We start from the raw sequence: 17398 nt of genomic DNA, 5'->3' as shown, positions 1-17398 counted from the left end.
CGACTGCGGCAGCAGGAGCACAGTATTTACCAGATCGATGTCCCCAGTAGGGTTGTATCAGCCTATGGACGTCCGAGAACTGCCTTGCATCTGCGAGGTTCGAGCGCTAGCTCCAGGTTGGCCTCAAGTGGCCTGAAACAAAAAAGCGCCCGCCGGATGTTCCGGCGGGCGCAGTCTGGATTATCAGGCCAGATCGGCTGCTTCCACTTCCTCCCGGGTGATCCCCAGCAGGTACAGCACGGCGTCGAGGAAGGGCACGTTCACGGCGGTGTGGGCCGCCTCCCGCACCACGGGCTTGGCGTTGAAGGCCACACCCAGGCCCGCGGCGTTCAGCATGTCCAGATCGTTGGCCCCGTCGCCGATCGCCACCGTCTGCGCCAGCGGCACACCCGCCTCCGCGGCGAACCGGCGCAGCAGCCGGGCCTTCCCGGCCCGGTCCACGATCTCGCCGGTGACCCGGCCGGTCAGCTTCCCGTCCACGATCTCCAGCGTGTTCGCCGAGGCGAAGTCCAGCCCGAGCCGCTCCTGCAGATCGTCCGTCACCTGCGTGAACCCGCCGGACACCACACCCACCTGGTAGCCGAGCCGCTTCAGCGTCCGCACCAGGGTGCGGGCGCCGGGCGTCAGCCGGACCTCGGACCGCACCTTGTCCACCACGGAGGCGTCCAGGCCCTCCAGCAGGGCCACCCGGGCGTGCAGCGACTGCTCGAAGTCCAGCTCGCCGCGCATCGCCCGGGCCGTCACCTCGGCCACCTGCTCCTCGCAGCCCGCGTGCGCCGCGAACAGCTCGATGACCTCGTCCTGGATCAGGGTGGAGTCCACGTCCATCACCACCAGCCGCTGCGCCCGCCGGTGCAGCCCGGCCGACACCACGGCCACGTCCACGCCGATCTGCGCGGCCTCGGTGGCCAGCGCGGTCCGCAGCGGCTCGGTCTCGGCACCCGACACGGCGAACTCCACCGCGGTCACCGGGTACTTGGCGAGACGGAAGATACGGTCGATGTTGCCGCCGGTCGAGGTGATCCGGGCGGCGATGGCGGCCGTCGACTCGGCGGTGAGGGGGTGGCCCAGTACGGTCACCAGGGAGCGCCCGCTGCCACGCGGCCGGTTGTCACCGGTGCCCGAGATGATCTCGGCCTGCAGCTTCAGGGACTCCGCCCAGCTGTGCACGGTGGCCCGCAGCTCGCCCTCGAAGCCGGCGGCCGGCTTGGTGACGAGGGCGCACAGCACGATGCGGCCACGGGTGACCACCTGCTCGATGTCGATCACGTCGACCGAGTAGGCGGCAAGGGTGTCGAACAGCCCGGCGGTGATCCCGGGACGGTCCTTGCCGAAGATCTTGACGAGGAGGGTGGGGACGTCGAAGGTCTGCGAAGCGCTCATGGTCCGCTCACCGTATCCCGTCCGCCCGCGGAGTGGTCACCCCGTCTCACCCCTCGTCGCCCGAGCCCCCACCCTTGGCCCACCCCTTGGCCCACACGCCCCGGTGCCATGCCCGGCACCTCCCCCTTTCCTGCCGCGCTCACCCCGCGAACCGGTCAGGACCGGGTCGTGGCGAACAGGTCAGGACCGGGTTGTGACCGTGACCTCCCCGGGATCCGTCGGGATCCGTCGGGATCCGTCGGGTTCCGCAGGCGACGGGGCCCGGGGCAGCGTTCCGGCAGGCTCCGCCGAGGGCCGGTCCGGCTCCGGCCCTGCCGGAACAGCCCTGCCCCGCCCGCGCGCCCACCGGTGGGGTTCCCAAGGGAGTGACGTCCGGGGCCGCTTCGGCGGTTGCAGCCGGGGCGCGGGACGCGAGAAGTCCCCTATCGCACTGTCCGGGTGTCTTTCGCCGGCGTCAACAAGGCCCGGATTCCACTTGTGCGCGCGGGCCTGGAATAGTTCCCCCGGATGTTCGCGATCCCTAGACTCCCTGACGCAGGGGGATCTCTCGGGGGACAACAAGTGGGGCTGGAGTGCCGGAACTCGTACTGGAATTGAACGGAAGGACCTGGACCCTCGACGCGTCCAGGTCGTACACACTGGGGCGCGACCCCCAGGGTGACGTGGTGATCGACGACGCCCGCGTCTCGTGGCGGCACGCCACCATCACCTGGAACGGCCGGGGTTGGGCGATCGAGGACCACGGCAGCACCAACGGCACCTATGTGCGCGGAACCAGGGTCCAGCACACCGAGATCACACCGGGCACGCCGGTGCACCTCGGCAACGCCAACGACGGCCCGCGGCTCGATTTCACCTCCGCCGCCGCGCCCGCCGCGGCCGCGGCCGCCGCCCCGCAGCAGCACCAGGCTGCGCACCAGGCCGCCGCCTGGCCCGGCGCCCAGCAGCAGGCCCCGCAGGCGCACGACGCGTACGCCCAGCAGGCGCCGCAGGCACACCAACAGCACCAGCACCAGCAGCAGCCGCAGGCCTACCAGCAGCCGCACGTGCCCCAGCAGCAGGGCCACCGCCCCGCCGCCCAGGGTCCGGCCGCCGGTGGCCACGGCGGCGGCTACGCCGACCGCAGCCCGACGACCTTCCACCAGATCGCCGTCGGCCGCGTGATGCGGATCGGTCGTGCGCTGGACAACGAGCTGGTCGTCTCCGACCTCCAGGTCTCGCGCCACCACGCGGAGTTCCGCGCCACCGGCGGACGCTTCGAGATCCACGACCTCGGCAGCCACAACGGCACCTACGTCAACGGCCAGGCGCTGCCGAAGTCCGGCAGCGCACAGCTCGGCCCGAACGACATCGTCGGCGTCGGCCACTCCACCTTCCGGATCGTCGGCGACCGCCTCGAGGAGTTCGTCGACACCGGTGACGTCTCCTTCTCGGCCCGCCACCTCACCGTCACCGTCGACGGCGGCAAGCAGATCCTCAAGGACGTCACCTTCGGCGTTCCGGAGAAGTCGCTGATCGGCGTCATCGGCCCGTCCGGCTCCGGCAAGTCGACGCTCCTCAAGGCGCTCACCGGCTACCGCCCCGCCGACCAGGGTGACGTCCTCTACGACAACCGCAACCTGTACAAGCAGTTCGCGGAGCTCCGCCAGCGCATCGGCCTGGTCCCGCAGGACGACATCCTGCACAAGGAGCTGAAGGTCGCGACGGCCCTCAAGTACGCGGCCAAGCTGCGCTTCCCCGGCGACACCGCCGAGTCCGAGCGTGCCGCCCGCATCGACGAGGTCCTGCGCGAGCTCAAGCTCGACATCCACAAGGACAAGAAGATCACCGCGCTCTCCGGCGGCCAGCGCAAGCGCGTCTCGGTGGCCCTGGAGCTGCTCACCAAGCCGTCGCTGATCTTCCTGGACGAGCCCACCTCCGGCCTCGACCCGGGCATGGACCGCGACGTCATGCAGCTGCTGCGCGGGCTCGCCGACGACGGCCGCACGGTCCTGGTGGTCACGCACTCCGTCGCCGAGCTGTCGCTCTGCGACAAGCTGCTGGTGATGGCCCCGGGCGGTTCGGTCGCGTATTTCGGCCCGCCGGACGAGGCGCTGAACTTCTTCGGCTACCAGACCTGGGCGGACGTGTTCTCGGCCTTCGAGAACTACCGCGACTACGACTGGGCCGGCCGCTGGAAGGGCTCGCAGCACTACCAGCTCTACGCCGCCGACCTGGACGCGCAGGCCCCGCAGTCGGTCACCATGCCCTCGCCGCAGCAGCTGAACCCGAAGAAGGCGCAGGGCTGGGGCGACCAGCTGTGGACCCTGATGCGCCGCTACGCCTCGGTGATCGCGTCCGACAAGGGCTTCATGGGCCTGATGCTGATCCTCCCCGCCGTGCTGGGCGTGGTCTCCATCGTGATCCCGGCCGACTTCGGCCTGGCCCCGCCGACGCCGCCGTCGAAGTTCAACGGCGACGCCGGCACGATCATGCTGATCCTCGTGATCGGCATGTGCTTCTCCGGTGCCGCCAATTCGGTCCGTGAGCTGATCAAGGAACGGGTCATCTACGAACGCGAGCGCGCGACCGGCCTCTCCCGGTCGGCGTACCTCATGTCGAAGGTGATCGTCCTCGGCCTCATCACGGCCATCCAGGGCGTGATCATCTGCGGTATCGGCTTCGCCCCGCGCGAGCTGCCCGCGGAGGGCCTGTTCATGAACCCGGCCGTCGAGCTCTGCCTTTCGGTGATCGTCCTCGGCTTCACCTCGATGATGTTCGGCCTGGTGATCTCCTCGCTGGTGAAGACCGCCGAGAAGACCATGCCGCTGCTGGTCATGTTCGCGATCGTCCAGGTCGTGTTCACCGGAATCCTCTTCCAGGTGTACGACTCCCCGGGCCTGGAGCAGTTCGCCTGGCTGATGCCGTCCCGCTGGGCCGTCGCCGCGGCCGGCACCACCCTGGACCTGGCCCACCTCATGCCGCCGTGGGACAAGAAGGACCCCAGCAACCTCGACCCGCTGTGGGAGGCCACGGCCGGCCAGTGGACGCTGGACATCATGGTCCTGCTGCTCATGGGTGTCGCCTGCGGTTTCGCGGTCGCGCGCCTGCTGCGCCGCCACGAGCCCGAGGTCATGCGCAAGTAAGACCCGTGCAGGCCCCCAGGGGCACGCACGACGCGCACCAACGCCGCAGGGCGGCACCCGGACTCCGGGTGCCGCCCTGCGGCGCGTGGGGGTGTGCGCGGCCGTGCGGCCGGTGCTGCGGCAGGAGCCGCAGGTGTCCAGTGCCCGTCAGTAGGCGCTGTTGACGTTGTCCATCGAGCCGTAGCGGTCGGCGGCGTAGTTGCACGCGGCGACGATGTTGGCGACCGGGTCGTACTGGTCGAACTTGGTGCCCTTGACGTGGTACGCCTTGAAGGTCGGGTAGATGACCTGCAGCAGACCCTTGCTGGGGATGCCGTTCTGGGCGTTGATGTCCCAGTTGTTGATCGCGCGCGGGTTGCCGCTGGACTCGCGCATGATGTTCTTGTGGATGCCGGCGTAGGTGCCGGGGATGCCTTCCTTCTTCATGATCCAGAGGGCTTCCTTGATCCAGCCGTCCAGGTTGTTCGCGAAGACCGGAGTGCGAACGGCGCCACGGCTGGCCGCCTCCTTCTCGGCGCGGGCCTTCTTCGCTGCGGCCTCGGCCTTGGCCTTGGCGTCGGCGTCCGCCTTGGCCTTGGCCTTCACGGCGAAGGCCTTCTGGGCGAGGGCCTGGTCGGCGAGGCTCTTGGTGTGGGCGGCGGCCACGACCTGCTCCATGGCGACCGGGGCCGTGCTGACGGCCCGGGCCTCCTCGACCCCACCGGGGACGAGGGAGAAGGCGAGGGCAGCGGTGCTGAGCGCGGCGACGCCGGCGATCGACATCTTGTGGGCCTTGGTCAGACGCTTGAGACCGGCATAGCTGGACGCAGACATGGAGCACACCTTTACGAAGAGCGGGGGGCCGCAGGAAAGCGCCACGCGGATCCGGGATCCAGCGGCGCTGTGCGACGGCAGCCATTCTTAGCGGCGGCAAAATCCTGTGGCAAAGGTGTGACGTACGAAGCCGGGTAGTGGATCAGGGGCCCCGACAAGCCCTGCCATTTCGCCATGAGTGCGGCTCTGAGCGGCCCTGATGGCGTCTTTACTCATCCACTACCGGCGTTCGTAAGTGATGTGGGTCCTATGCGCGGGCTCACATCGGACCCGTAACAGTCTCACCATGCGTTGCATCAGCAATGCAATCAGTGACTGTCCTCCTCCTGGAGTAGCAGGTGGACGTCCCCGAACTCGTGCCAGAGGCAGAGACGGGCCACCGCCTCGGCGTACCCGCGCTCCACCGCGGCCCTCCCGGCGACCGCCTCCAGCATCAGCAGATGCGAGGCCGCCGGCTCGTGCAGCCCGGTCAGCAGCCCGTCCACCACCCGCACCCCGCGCTCCGGAGTCACCACCAGGTCCGTCCAGCCCCGGGCCGCCCGGACCACCCCCGCGCGGTCGGCCGCCGACTCCAGCGCCCGCACCGCCGTGGTCCCCACGGCCAGCACCCGGCCCCCGCCCGCCCTGGCGGCGTTGACCAGGCGGGCCGTGGCCTCCGGCACCTCGAACCGTTCCGGGTACGGCGGCTCGTGCGCCTCCGCCGACGCCACCCCGGTGTGCAGGGTCAGCGGGGCGAACTGCACGCCCCGGCTCACCAGCCGCGCCACCAGCTCCGCGGTGAAGGGCCGCGCCGCACTCGGCATCTCCGCCGAGCCCGAACCGTCCGCGGCCGCCACCGCGAACACCGTCTGGTACGCCGACAGCGGCTGGTCCCGCTCCGTGTAGGCGTACCGGATCGGCCGCCCGTGCCGCCGCATCACCTCGTACACCCCGCGCGCACTCCCCGCCCCGTAGCCCCCCACTGCCCCGTACGCCCCCTCGATCCCGGCCGCTCCCCACGCCCGCGCCCACCACAGCCGGTCCGCCCCCGGCGCCAGCGGCTCCTCCAGCACCAGGCGCAGCCCGTCCGGCAGCTCCACCACCGCCCCCGCGGGGCCGCCGGGCCGCGGCCGGGTCGTGCCCGCGCCTCCCCCTGTCCCCCTCGGAAGGTGCCCCCACGGGTCCCGAAGCTCCACCGCCCACCGGCCGTCGTCCCCGCGCGTCGAGAAGTGGACGACGATCCGCTCCTCCCCGGCCGCGCCGGCCACCCGCCCGTCCACCGCGGCCGGCAGGGTCGCCGAGGTGTTCACCACCAGGACGTCCCCGGCCCGCAGCAACCCCGGCAGCTCGCGGAACCCGTGCAGCGAGACCTCCGTCCCCCGGGACACCAGCAGCCGTACGGAGTCCCGGCCCAAGCCCGGCCCCCGCTGCTCGGCCGGGACGCGGGCCGAAAGTTCCGGAGGTATGTCCCTTATATAGGGAGAGCGCACTATATGAGGAGACTGCTCCGTATAAGAGGGGTGCGCTCTCACTTCGAGCCCCCCGCCGCGAGCCCCTCCGCCGTGTACCGCCCGCTCGGCAGCCCCTCCTCCACCAGCCGCAGCAGCACCGGCGCCACCTCCTCGGGTGCCGGCAGCCCCGTGAGGTCCTCCCCGGGCTCCGCCGCCGCCATCATCCGCGTCGCCATCGACCCCGGATCCGCCCACCACACCCGCAGCCCCGGCTCCTCCACCGCCAGCGCCCCGGACAGCAGGTCCACCCCCGCCTTGGTCGCCCCGTACGCCCCCCACGTCGCGTACGCCACCACCGCCGCGTCCGAGCTGAGGTTGAGCACCGCAGCCCGGTCCGATGCCCGCAACAGCGGCAGCGCCTCCTGGACCAGACCCAGCGGCGCCACCAGGTTCACCTCCAGCGCGTGCCGGAACCCCTCCAGCGCGTGCTCCGCCAGCGGCACCAGCGGCTCCGCCCCCAGCACCGCCGCGTTGTTCACCAGCAGGTCCAGCCCGCCCAGCTGCCGCGCCGCCGCCACCAGCTCCGCCCGGTACGCCGCCGAGGACACGTCCCCGGCCACCGCCACCACCCGGCCCCCCGCACCCGGCCGGTCCGCGAGCTCCTTCAGGGCCCCCGCATCCCTCGCCCCCACCACCACGTCCCAGCCGCGCCCCGCCAGCTCCCCGGCCAGCGCCCGGCCCAGCCCCCGCGAAGCCCCCGTCACGATCGCCACCGCCATGGCCGCTCCCGCCTTCCTTCCGTTCTCCGGATCGATGCCCCCAACGTAGGAACCGGGCCGCCCCCGGCACCTCGGCCGCCGGGACCGGGCCGGCCCCGCCCTTCGCCCTACCACCGGCACCCGCAGGACCTAGTCCTCCAGCCCGATCCCGCAGGTCAGCCACCCCGGTACGGTGATCACATGCACAACGGACCGGAACGCACCGGCCTGGCCGCCGTCAGTGCCGCGCTGCTCGCCATGAGCCGCCGGCTCGAGGTCCGCGACGTCCTGCAGACGATCGTCGTCTCGGCCCGGGAGCTCCTCGGCGCGGAGTACGCCGCCCTCGGAGTCCCCGACGACCACGGCGGCTTCGCCCAGTTCGTGGTCGACGGCATCAGCGACGAGCAGTGGCGCCGGATCGGCCCGCTGCCCCGCCAGCACGGCATCCTCGCCTCGATGCTCCACTCGCCGGGCGTCGAGCGGCTGGCCGACGTACGGCAGGACCCCCGCTTCGAGGGCTGGCCCTCCGCACACCCCGAGATGTCCGACTTCCTCGGCCTGCCGATCCGCGACGGCGACGAGATCCTCGGCGCCCTCTTCCTCGCCAACAAGGTCTGCCCCCGCCCCGGCGGCTGCGGCTTCACCGAGGAGGACGAGACGGTCCTCGGCATCCTCGCCCAGCACGCCGCGATCGCCCTCACCAACGCCCGCCTCTACGAACGCAGCCGCGAGCTCACCATCGCCGAGGAGCGTTCCCGGCTGGCGCACGAGCTGCACGACGCGGTCGCCCAGAAGCTGTTCTCCCTCCGGCTCACCGCCCAGGCCGCCGCCGCCCTCGTCGACCGCGACCCGGCCCGCGCCAAGGAGGAACTGCACCAGGTCACCGTGCTCGCGGCCGAGGCCGCCGACGAGCTCCGCGCCGCCGTGGTCGAGCTCCGCCCCGCCGCCCTCGACGAGGACGGGCTCGTCGCCACCCTCCGCAACCAGGTCCGGGTCCTCGACCGTGCGCACCGGGCCCGGGTGGTCTTCACCAGCGAAGGCGTGAAGGCCCTGCCGCGCGCCCAGGAGGAAGCCCTGCTCCGGGTCGCGCAGGAGGCCCTGCACAACGCCCTGCGTCACGCCGACGCCGCGAAGGTGTCCGTCACCCTCTCCCGTGACGGCAGTGGCCGTGTCGTCCTCAAGGTCAGCGACGACGGCACCGGCTTCGACCCCACGGCGGTCCGGCGGTCCGGCCGCCACCTCGGACTGGTCTCCATGCGCGACCGTGCGAGCGGCGCCGGCGGCCGGCTCACCGTGCACTCGGAGCCCGGCGCGGGCACCACGATCGAGATGGAGGTCCCGGGTGTCTGACGACCGGAACAGCCACAGCGCCCAGAGCACCCACAGCACCCAGGCCAGCCAGGCCAGCCAGACCGGCCGGACGGGCCGGATCCAGGTCCTGCTGGTCGACGACCACCAGGTGGTACGGCGCGGACTGCGCACCTTCCTGGAGATCCAGGACGACATCGACGTGGTCGGCGAGGCGGCGGACGGACAGGCCGGCATCGACCGTGCCGAGGAACTCCGCCCGGACGTGATCCTGATGGACGTCAAGATGCCCGGCCTGGACGGCATCGACGCCCTGCGCCGGCTGCGCGAGCTGGAGAACCCGGCCCGCGTCCTGATCGTCACCAGCTTCACCGAGCAGCGGACCGTGGTCCCCGCACTCCGAGCGGGCGCGGCCGGATACGTCTACAAGGACATCGACCCCGACGCCCTGGCCGCCGCCATCCGCTCCGTCCACGCCGGCCACGTGCTGCTCCAGCACGAGGTCGCCCTCGCCCTGCTCTCCGAGGACGAGCAGCAGCCGCCCGCCCCGACCCGCGGCTCCACCCTCACCGACCGCGAACGCGAGGTCCTCGCGCTGATCGCCGACGGCCGCTCCAACCGGGAGATCGCCCGCGCGCTGGTGCTCTCCGAGAAGACCGTCAAGACCCACGTCTCGAACATCCTCATGAAGCTCGACCTGGCGGACCGCACCCAGGCCGCGCTCTGGGCCGTCCGGACCGGTAACGCTACGGACTGAGATTCATACCGTCGGGTGTATGTCGCCCACATGGCGTATCCGGGCCGGGGTTCCGGCGTTCTCCAAGGCGTGTCGCGGCGGACGGCCGCGGCGAACGCTCATGGAGGCTGTGAAAGTGAAGAACCTGAAGAAGGCCGCTGCCGTCACCGCGATCGCGGGCGGTCTGGTCGCCGCCGCCGCCGGTGTCTCCGCGGCCCACGGTGGCGCGCAGGCCGACGGCCAGGCCGTCGGTTCGCCCGGCGTCGCCTCCGGCAACCTGGTGCAGCTCCCTGTGCACGTACCGGTGAACGTGGTCGGCAACTCCGTCAGCGTGATCGGCCTGCTCAACGGCGCCTGGGGCAACACCGCCGTCAACGACTGACGCCTTCCCCCTCCGGGCCCGCCGCCCCCCGCGCGGCCGGCCGCCCGGCTCCGGCCCCGCCTCCCACGACTCTCCCCGGGAGGCGGGGCCGGTCCGTTCCCACCCGCGCCCGCCGCGGACCGGACGGCTAACCGCGCTGCTGCTCCTCCACGTACGCGTTGTACGCCGCCACCTGCGCCCGCCGGGCCACCCGCTCCACCGGCCGCAGCGCGAACGCCCGCGCCTGCATCTCCGAGGCCGACACCGCCCCGCCGTGCCCGTGCTCGTACGCCATGCCCACCAGCATCCCGATCCGCTGTGCCAGCTCCAGCACCCGGACGGCCCGCGGCGGGTACCCCGGAGCCAGCACCTCACGGCCCGCCTCCGCCCTCGCCCGGTACGCGTCCAGCGCGGCCTCCGCCACCGGACCCGAGGCCGCCACGTCCAGCCGGGTCAGCGTCACCGTCGCCTCCCGCAGCGCCTCCGCCAGCTCCCGCTCCGCCTCGCCCAGCGAAGGCACGTCCGCGGGCGGCGCCGCGCGCACCGGCAGACACTCCCACAGCACCGACACGTGCAGGTCACCCTCGGGCCCGGCCTCGGAAACCGCCGGCACCAGACCGAACGCGGCCCCCGTGCAGACCACCGCCTCCTCCGCCTCCAGCGCCTTCGCATTGAACTCCGGCGGACCGCTCAGCCCCAGGGGATGCCCAGGAGCCGGCAGAGCCACCCGCAGCCCCGACACCCCCATCGCCCGCAGCCGCCCCAGCGCCAGCGTCAGCCCCACCGGACCCGCCTCGCCCGGCAGCCCCGACACTCGGTGCACCGAGTCCCCGCCCACGATCGACAGCGCCGCCTCGTCGGGCGAGACCAGACCGGCCAGCAATGCGTTCCCCCAGGCGGCCAGCCGCCCTGAACGTGGTTCGATCAGCATCCCCCCACCTTACGGACCTCACGAGTGGCGTAGGTTTTCCCTGGGGCTGCGCCCACCGGCGCGGTGAGACCAAGACTGCAAGGGGAGACAACAACCTCATGAGCGACGTTCTGGAGCTGGTGGACGTATCCGTGGTCCGCGAGGGCCGGGCTCTGGTGGACCAGATCTCCTGGTCGGTCAAGGAGGGAGAGCGCTGGGTGATCCTCGGGCCGAACGGCGCCGGGAAGACCACCCTGCTCAACGTCGCCTCCAGCTACCTCTACCCCACCAAGGGCACCAGCACCATCCTCGGCTCCACCCTCGGCAAGGTGGACGTCTTCGAGCTGCGCCCCCGCATCGGCATGGCCGGCATCGCCATGGCCGACAAGCTCCCCAAGCGCCAGACGGTCCTGCAGACCGTCCTCACCGCCGCCTACGGCATGACGGCCACCTGGCACGAGGAGTACGAGGAGGTCGACGAGCAGCGCGCCCGCGCCTTCCTCGACCGCCTCGGCATGACCCCCTACCTCGACCGCAAGTTCGGCACCCTCTCCGAGGGCGAGCGCAAGCGCACCCTGATCGCCCGCGCCCTGATGACCGACCCCGAGCTGCTGCTCCTCGACGAGCCCGCGGCCGGCCTCGACCTCGGCGGCCGCGAGGACCTCGTACGCCGCCTCGGCCGGCTCGCCCGCGACCCGCTGGCCCCCTCCATGATCATGGTCACCCACCACGTCGAGGAGATCGCGCCCGGCTTCACCCACGTCCTCATGATCCGCCAGGGCAAGGTCGTCACCGCCGGCCCCATCGACCTCGAACTGACCTCCCGCAACCTCTCGCTGTGCTTCGGGCTCCCGCTGGTCGTCGAGCGCAACGAGCACGACCGCTGGACCGCCCAGGGCCTGCCGCTGCGCTGACGGCCCCGGCGCCACCGCACAGATGCCGGCACACACGTGCCGGCACACCGGCGCCGACACGTCAGAAACCGTCCCGCGCACGCCAGTTCACCCTGCCCGGGACCCTCGTACCCTGTCCCGACCGCGCCCGCCCGACCTACCATGACCATGTGGACATCGACGCATGGGTGTGGTGGCTCGTCGGCGCGGTCGGACTCGGCATCCCGCTGGTCCTCACCGCCATGCCGGAATTCGGTATGTTCGCGGCCGGCGCCGTCGCCGCCGCGATCACGGCCGCCCTCGGCGGCGGCATCGTCGCGCAGGTCCTCGTCTTCGTGATCGTGTCGGTCGCGCTCCTGGCCGTCGTCCGTCCGATCGCCAACCGGCACCGCGACCAACGCCCCCAGCACCGCAGCGGGATCGACGCGCTGAAGGGCCGGAGCGCCGTCGTCCTGGAACGGGTCGACGGGAGCGGCGGGCGCATCAAACTCGCCGGCGAGGTCTGGTCCGCCCGCAGCCTCGACTCGGGGCTCAGCTACGAACCCGGCCAGCAGGTCGACGTGGTCGAGATCGACGGCGCCACCGCCGTCGTCATGTAACAGACAGCCAGAAGGGCACGGGGAACCGCATGCAACCGATCATCATCGTCCTGGTCATTCTGGTGGTGCTGGTCTTCATCGCACTGGTCAAGACGATCCAGGTGATCCCGCAGGCCAGCGCCGCCATCGTCGAGCGGTTCGGCCGCTACACCCGCACCCTCAACGCGGGCCTCAACATCGTCGTCCCGTTCATCGACTCGATCCGCAACCGGATCGACCTCCGCGAACAGGTCGTCCCGTTCCCGCCGCAGCCGGTGATCACCCAGGACAACCTGGTCGTCAACATCGACACCGTCATCTACTACCAGGTGACCGACGCCCGCGCCGCCACCTACGAAGTCGCCAGCTACATCCAGGCCATCGAGCAGCTCACCGTCACCACCCTCCGCAACATCATCGGCGGCATGGACCTGGAGCGGACCCTCACCTCCCGCGAGGAGATCAACGCGGCCCTGCGCGGAGTGCTCGACGAGGCCACCGGCAAGTGGGGCATCCGCGTCAACCGCGTCGAACTCAAGGCCATCGACCCGCCGACCTCCATCCAGGACTCGATGGAGAAGCAGATGCGCGCCGACCGCGACAAGCGCGCCTCCATCCTCCAGGCCGAGGGCGTCCGCCAGTCCGAGATCCTCAAGGCCGAGGGCGAGAAGCAGTCCGCCATCCTCCGCGCCGAGGGTGAGGCCAAGGCCGCCGCCCTGCGCGCCGAGGGCGAGGCCCAGGCCGTCCGCACGGTCTTCGAGGCGATCCACGCCGGCGACCCGGACCAGAAGCTGCTCTCCTACCAGTACCTCCAGATGCTCCCGAAGATCGCCGAAGGCGACGCCAACAAGCTCTGGATCGTGCCCAGCGAGATCGGCGACGCCCTCAAGGGCCTCTCCGGCGCCATCGGCAACTTCGGCCCCACGGGCGGCGGTTCTGCCTCACTGCCCAAGCAGGCCGGCGCGAACGGCGACAACGGCGGGCGACGCGAACAGCCCCCCATCGACTGACCCGCCCACCGGCTCCGGGATGATCGGTGAGGCCCCTCGACCCTCACGGCGGGGAGGCGACTCACTGATCCGAAGGAGATGGCATTGTCCATCCACGACTCCCTCTGGGAATCAGTCGCGGTCTTCGCCGCCGGCATCGGCGCCGGCACGATCAACACCATCGTCGGTTCCGGCACCCTGATCACCTTCCCGGTCCTGCTCGCCACCGGGCTCCCGCCGGTCACCGCCAACGTCTCCAACACCCTGGGCCTGGTCCCCGGATCCATAAGCGGAGCCATCGGCTACCGCAAGGAACTCCAGGGCCAGGGCCGCCGGGTGCGCCGCCTGGCCGTCACCACCCTCATCGGCGGACTCGCCGGCGCGATCCTGCTCACCACCCTGCCCAGCGAGTCCTTCGACACCATCGTCCCGGTCCTCATCGGACTCGCCCTGGTCCTCGTCATCTTCCAGCCCAGGCTCGCCAAGGCCCTCCGCGAACGCCAGGAGAACACCGGCGCCGGCAAGGGCGACCCCGACGGAGGCCCGGCCCTGCACGCCGGCATGCTGCTCGCCAGTGCCTACGGCGGCTACTTCGGCGCCGCCCAGGGCGTGCTCTACATCGGCCTGATGGGCCTTCTCCTCCACGACGACCTGCAGCGGATCAACGCCGTCAAGAACGTGCTCGCCGCCCTCGTCAACGGCATCGCCGCCCTCTTCTTCCTGTTCGTCGCCGACTTCGACTGGACCGCCGTCCTGCTCATCGCCGTCGGCTCCACCCTCGGCGGCCAGATCGGCGCCAAGATCGGCCGCCGCCTCCCGCCGACCGCGCTCCGCGCCGTCATCGTCGTCGTCGGCCTCGTCGCCATCGCCCAGCTCCTCCTCCGCTGACCCGACGCCCGCACGAAATGGGCCCGCCCCGCAGGAGCGGAACGGGCCCACGACAGAGGAGACGCGAAGGTCAGGCGGACTGGGGGAGCCACTCGGGCAGGGCGTCCCGGCCGCCCAGCCCCAGCGCGGCGACCAGCGCGTCCGCCGGAGTCGGCACGAACGGTTTGCGCAACAGCGGCATCCCCGCCTCCTCCGGAGTCCGCGCCGCCTTGCGGTGGTTGTCCTCCGCGCACGACGCCACCGTGTTCAGCCAGGTGTCCCCGCCGCCCTGCGCCTTCGGCAGCACGTGGTCCACGGTGGTCGCCCGCTTCCCGCAGTACGCGCACCGGTGCTGGTCCCGGACCAGCACCCCCCTCCGCGACCACGGAGCATGTCTTCGGAAGGGCACCCGCACGTACCTGCACAGCCTGATCACCCGGGGCATCGGCAGATCCACCGCGGCCGCACGCACACGGAGTTCGGGATGCGACTGCTCGACGACGGCCTTGTCCTGCAGCACCAGAACGACGGCCCGGTTCAGCGTCACCGTCGACAGCGGCTCGAAGCTCGCGTTCAGCACCAGCGTGTCCCGCATCTCGCCCACCTCCCGTGTGCAGGCCCGCACCCCTTTGGCAGCAAGGCCCGGCACCACTCTGGACGCGCACGCCACGCGGGACAACGCATTAAAAATGCCCGGTCCCGGTCGCCTTTAGACCAGGACCGGGCAAACTCCCGGCGAACGATCAGCCCGCGGCCGGAGCCTCGTACTCACCGACCAGCTGCGCGCGTCCGAGCGTGTGGAAGCGCAGATTGAACCCGACGGCCGCGGGAGACGCGTCCGCGTCCGGCCCCAGCGTCTCCTGGTCCACCGCGTAGACGGTGAACACGTACCGGTGCCGCTCCCCGGCCGGCGGAGCCGCCCCGCCGAAGTCCTTCGAGCCGTAGTCGTTCCGCGCGTGCACCGCGCCGGGCGGCAGGCCCCCGAATTTCCCGCTGCCCGCCCCGGCCGGCAGCTCGGTCACCGACGCCGGGATGTCGAACAGCACCCAGTGCCAGAACCCGCTGCCCGTCGGCGCGTCCGGATCGAAGCACGTCACGGCGAAGCTCTTGGTCCCCTCCGGGAACCCCTCCCACCGCAAGTGCGGGGACACGTCCCCGCCCGACTTCACCTGCGCGTCCCCGAGATCGGCACCCGGCGCCAGATCGGCACTGGCCAACGCGAACTCGTGCACCGGCGGGTGGAAAGCGTGCGGAAGGGGCGCCCTGCCCTGCTCACTCACTACGGAACCTCCTGGTCGGGGACCTGTCCTCCGCCGAGCCTAGAACCAGTTGCGCTGCGAACCGACCGACGCGATCCACTGGTTCAGGTACGCCGCCCAGTCGGTGCCCTGGTAGGACTGCAGACCCACCTGGAAGCAGCGGTACGTGTCACTGCCCTCGGAGAACAGCCCCGGCTTCTTGTCCATCTCCAGGACCACGTCCATCTCGCGCCCGTCGGAGATGAAGGTCAGCTCGACCTGGTTCAGCCCCCGGTACTGCTGCGGCGGCAGGAACTCGATCTCCTGGTAGAACGGCAGCTGCTGCCGGGTACCCCGGATGTGCCCGCGCTCCATGTCCGCGCTGCGGAACCGGAAGCCCAGCTGCCCGAACGCGTCCAGGATCGCCTGCTGCGCCGGCACCGGGTGCACGTTGATCGGGTCCAGGTCGCCGGCGTCCACCGCCCGCGCGATCTCCAGCTCGGTGCTCACCCCGATGTTCATACCGTGCAGGTGCTGCCCGGCGAAGTGGGTGATCGGCGTCTCCCAGGGGATCTCCAGCCCGAACGGCACCACGTGCTGCGCCCCGGCCTGCACCGTGAAGGCCCCGCCGAGCCGCTGCTTGGTGAAGACGATGTCCTGCTTGTACTCCTGGTCACCGCCCTCGACCTCGACCTTGGCCTGCAGCCCGACGGACACCCCTTCGATCTGCTGATCGACGGACCCGCCCTGGATCCGCACCTCACCCTGCACGATCCCGCCCGGCACCACGTTCGGCTCGGTGATGACCGTGTCCACCGAGGCCCCGCCCGCACCCAGGCTCGCCAGCAGCTTCCTGAACCCCATCGACTCTCTCCCTGCGCTTGCGCTCTATATGTGCGACTACCTCTTACTTACGCGGAACCTTAGAGCCCGGTTGCAGCTCCGCGGAGTCCACTACGCTCGACCGGATGAGCGCGCGCCCCGACCGTACGCCCCTGACCCGCGACTTCTACGACCGTCCGGTCCTCACCGTCGCCCCGGACCTGCTCGGGCGGATCCTGGTCCGGCGCACTCCGGAGGGCCCCATCGAGCTGCGCATCACCGAGGTGGAGGCGTACGAGGGCCAGGCGGACCCGGGCTCCCATGCCTTCCGGGGCCGCACCGCCCGGAACGCCACCATGTTCGGCCCGCCCGGACACGCGTACGTTTACTTCATCTATGGCATGTGGTTCAGCCTGAACCTGGTGTGCGGTCCGAAGGACACCGCGAGCGGCGTCCTGCTGCGGGCGGGGGAGATCACGGTGGGCGCCGACCTGGCCGCCAAACGTCGACTTTCCGCCAAACGCCCGAGGGAACTGGCCAAAGGCCCGGCCCGCCTGGCCGCCGCCCTGGACGTGGACCGCTCCCTCGACGGGACGGACCTCTGTGCGGGGCCCGACTCCCCTCTCTCCCTCCTCGCCGGCACCCCCACCCCGTCCGACCTGGTGAGCAACGGACCACGCACCGGAGTCAGCGGAGACGGCGCCCACCACCCCTACCGGTTCTGGATCACTCACGACCCGACCGTCAGCCCCTATCGCGCCCATTCGCCACGCCGCCGCTCAACTTGACCCGGCATTGGCAGCCGCGTAATGTAGCCCGAGCCGCTTGAGACGGGGCACTGCTATCAGCAGACCCAAAGCGGCCAACCACTACCTACGATTCACCCTGACGGGGTCGATTTCGGCATGCCCGAATTCGAAGTCGGCGGCTCGATTATGAACCGCAAGGGAAATCCGCTAGCGTAGCGGTCGCCGGAAGGGAAAGAGCGAAAGCGAATCCCGGAAAGCAGCCGAGGAAATCGGAACCGAAAAGGTCTGATAGAGTCGGCACCGCCGGAAGGGAAAAGCGCGAAAGTGCCGGAACCGGAAAGCGCCGAGGAAATCGGGTCCGAAAAGATCTGATAGAGTCGGAAACGCAAGAACGAAGGAAGCGCCCGGAGGAAAGCCCGAGAGGGTAAGTACAAAGGA

General features: G+C 71.0%; 17 protein-coding genes. 9 read left to right on the top strand and 8 right to left on the bottom strand.

The features are described 5' to 3' along the window. Positions 1 to 183 precede the first annotated feature (183 nt). Positions 184 to 1383, bottom strand: coding sequence for a phosphoserine phosphatase SerB (gene serB, locus ACGFQ9_RS32920; RefSeq protein WP_393578991.1), 1200 nt, complete (start codon positions 1381 to 1383; stop codon positions 184 to 186). Positions 1384 to 1976: 593 nt separating this feature from the next. Between serB and ACGFQ9_RS32915 the strand changes: the two genes are divergently transcribed. Next, positions 1977 to 4508 carry an FHA domain-containing protein gene (locus ACGFQ9_RS32915; RefSeq protein WP_393578989.1) on the top strand — a complete coding sequence of 844 codons (2532 nt, stop codon included), beginning with the start codon at positions 1977 to 1979 and terminating at the stop codon, positions 4506 to 4508. Between the two features lie 147 nt (positions 4509 to 4655). On the opposite strand, the gene ACGFQ9_RS32910 is transcribed toward ACGFQ9_RS32915, so the two are convergent. The 3 genes from ACGFQ9_RS32910 to ACGFQ9_RS32900 all read right to left on the bottom strand — a co-directional run bounded on the left by ACGFQ9_RS32910 (position 4656) and on the right by ACGFQ9_RS32900 (position 7530). Further along, positions 4656 to 5321: a transglycosylase SLT domain-containing protein gene (locus tag ACGFQ9_RS32910; RefSeq protein ID WP_393578986.1), complete on the bottom strand. Its 666-nt coding sequence runs from the start codon at positions 5319 to 5321 to the stop codon at positions 4656 to 4658. 308 nt (positions 5322 to 5629) lie between these two features. Continuing rightward, positions 5630 to 6790, bottom strand: a complete 1161-nt coding sequence (locus tag ACGFQ9_RS32905) for an S-adenosylmethionine:tRNA ribosyltransferase-isomerase (RefSeq protein WP_393578984.1) — start codon at positions 6788 to 6790, stop codon at positions 5630 to 5632. A gap of 38 nt (positions 6791 to 6828) precedes the next feature. Continuing rightward, positions 6829 to 7530: an SDR family NAD(P)-dependent oxidoreductase gene (locus ACGFQ9_RS32900; RefSeq protein ID WP_393578983.1), complete on the bottom strand. Its 702-nt coding sequence runs from the start codon at positions 7528 to 7530 to the stop codon at positions 6829 to 6831. A gap of 180 nt (positions 7531 to 7710) precedes the next feature. On the opposite strand from ACGFQ9_RS32900, the gene ACGFQ9_RS32895 reads away from it, so the two are divergent. The 3 genes from ACGFQ9_RS32895 (at position 7711) to ACGFQ9_RS32885 (ending at position 9935) form a co-directional block, all read left to right on the top strand. Then, positions 7711 to 8859, top strand: a complete 1149-nt coding sequence (locus ACGFQ9_RS32895) for a GAF domain-containing sensor histidine kinase (RefSeq protein WP_393578981.1) — start codon at positions 7711 to 7713, stop codon at positions 8857 to 8859. Between the two features lie 79 nt (positions 8860 to 8938). After that, positions 8939 to 9574, top strand: a complete 636-nt coding sequence (locus ACGFQ9_RS32890; protein WP_393579194.1) for a response regulator — start codon at positions 8939 to 8941, stop codon at positions 9572 to 9574. Between the two features lie 115 nt (positions 9575 to 9689). Next, positions 9690 to 9935 (top strand): chaplin, encoded by a 246-nt coding sequence (locus ACGFQ9_RS32885; RefSeq protein ID WP_393578979.1) that lies wholly within the window; start codon positions 9690 to 9692, stop codon positions 9933 to 9935. 127 nt (positions 9936 to 10062) lie between these two features. On the opposite strand, the gene ACGFQ9_RS32880 is transcribed toward ACGFQ9_RS32885, so the two are convergent. Further along, complete coding sequence (locus tag ACGFQ9_RS32880) at positions 10063 to 10845, bottom strand: hypothetical protein (protein WP_393578978.1); 783 nt, start codon at positions 10843 to 10845, stop codon at positions 10063 to 10065. 98 nt (positions 10846 to 10943) lie between these two features. Between ACGFQ9_RS32880 and ACGFQ9_RS32875 the strand changes: the two genes are divergently transcribed. From ACGFQ9_RS32875 to ACGFQ9_RS32860, 4 genes are all read left to right on the top strand, one after another. Beyond that, a complete protein-coding gene (locus ACGFQ9_RS32875) occupies positions 10944 to 11738 on the top strand; it encodes an ABC transporter ATP-binding protein (protein WP_393578976.1) in 795 nt (264 codons plus the stop codon). Between the two features lie 149 nt (positions 11739 to 11887). Next, entirely contained in the window at positions 11888 to 12316 is a 429-nt protein-coding gene (locus ACGFQ9_RS32870; RefSeq protein WP_393578975.1) for an NfeD family protein, read from the top strand. Positions 12317 to 12345: 29 nt separating this feature from the next. Then, positions 12346 to 13305: an SPFH domain-containing protein gene (locus tag ACGFQ9_RS32865; RefSeq protein ID WP_393578974.1), complete on the top strand. Its 960-nt coding sequence runs from the start codon at positions 12346 to 12348 to the stop codon at positions 13303 to 13305. A 78-nt stretch (positions 13306 to 13383) separates the two neighbouring features. Then, positions 13384 to 14172: a sulfite exporter TauE/SafE family protein gene (locus ACGFQ9_RS32860; RefSeq protein WP_393578972.1), complete on the top strand. Its 789-nt coding sequence runs from the start codon at positions 13384 to 13386 to the stop codon at positions 14170 to 14172. A 70-nt stretch (positions 14173 to 14242) separates the two neighbouring features. On the opposite strand, the gene ACGFQ9_RS32855 is transcribed toward ACGFQ9_RS32860, so the two are convergent. The 3 genes from ACGFQ9_RS32855 to ACGFQ9_RS32845 form a co-directional block, all read right to left on the bottom strand. Beyond that, on the bottom strand, positions 14243 to 14746 hold the full coding sequence (locus tag ACGFQ9_RS32855; protein ID WP_393578971.1) for an HNH endonuclease: 504 nt from the start codon (positions 14744 to 14746) through the stop codon (positions 14243 to 14245). A gap of 148 nt (positions 14747 to 14894) precedes the next feature. Then, positions 14895 to 15431: a YbhB/YbcL family Raf kinase inhibitor-like protein gene (locus ACGFQ9_RS32850; RefSeq protein ID WP_393578970.1), complete on the bottom strand. Its 537-nt coding sequence runs from the start codon at positions 15429 to 15431 to the stop codon at positions 14895 to 14897. A gap of 39 nt (positions 15432 to 15470) precedes the next feature. Then, a complete protein-coding gene (locus ACGFQ9_RS32845; RefSeq protein WP_393578968.1) occupies positions 15471 to 16253 on the bottom strand; it encodes a sporulation protein in 783 nt (260 codons plus the stop codon). A 104-nt stretch (positions 16254 to 16357) separates the two neighbouring features. On the opposite strand from ACGFQ9_RS32845, the gene ACGFQ9_RS32840 reads away from it, so the two are divergent. Next, positions 16358 to 16999 (top strand): DNA-3-methyladenine glycosylase, encoded by a 642-nt coding sequence (locus ACGFQ9_RS32840; protein WP_393578967.1) that lies wholly within the window; start codon positions 16358 to 16360, stop codon positions 16997 to 16999. Positions 17000 to 17398: the final 399 nt, after the last annotated feature.

Source organism: Streptomyces sp. NPDC048603 (genome assembly GCF_043199475.1).
In the GTDB taxonomy this organism is placed as follows: domain Bacteria; phylum Actinomycetota; class Actinomycetes; order Streptomycetales; family Streptomycetaceae; genus Streptomyces.
This window is presented reverse-complemented; position numbering and strand designations above follow the sequence as displayed.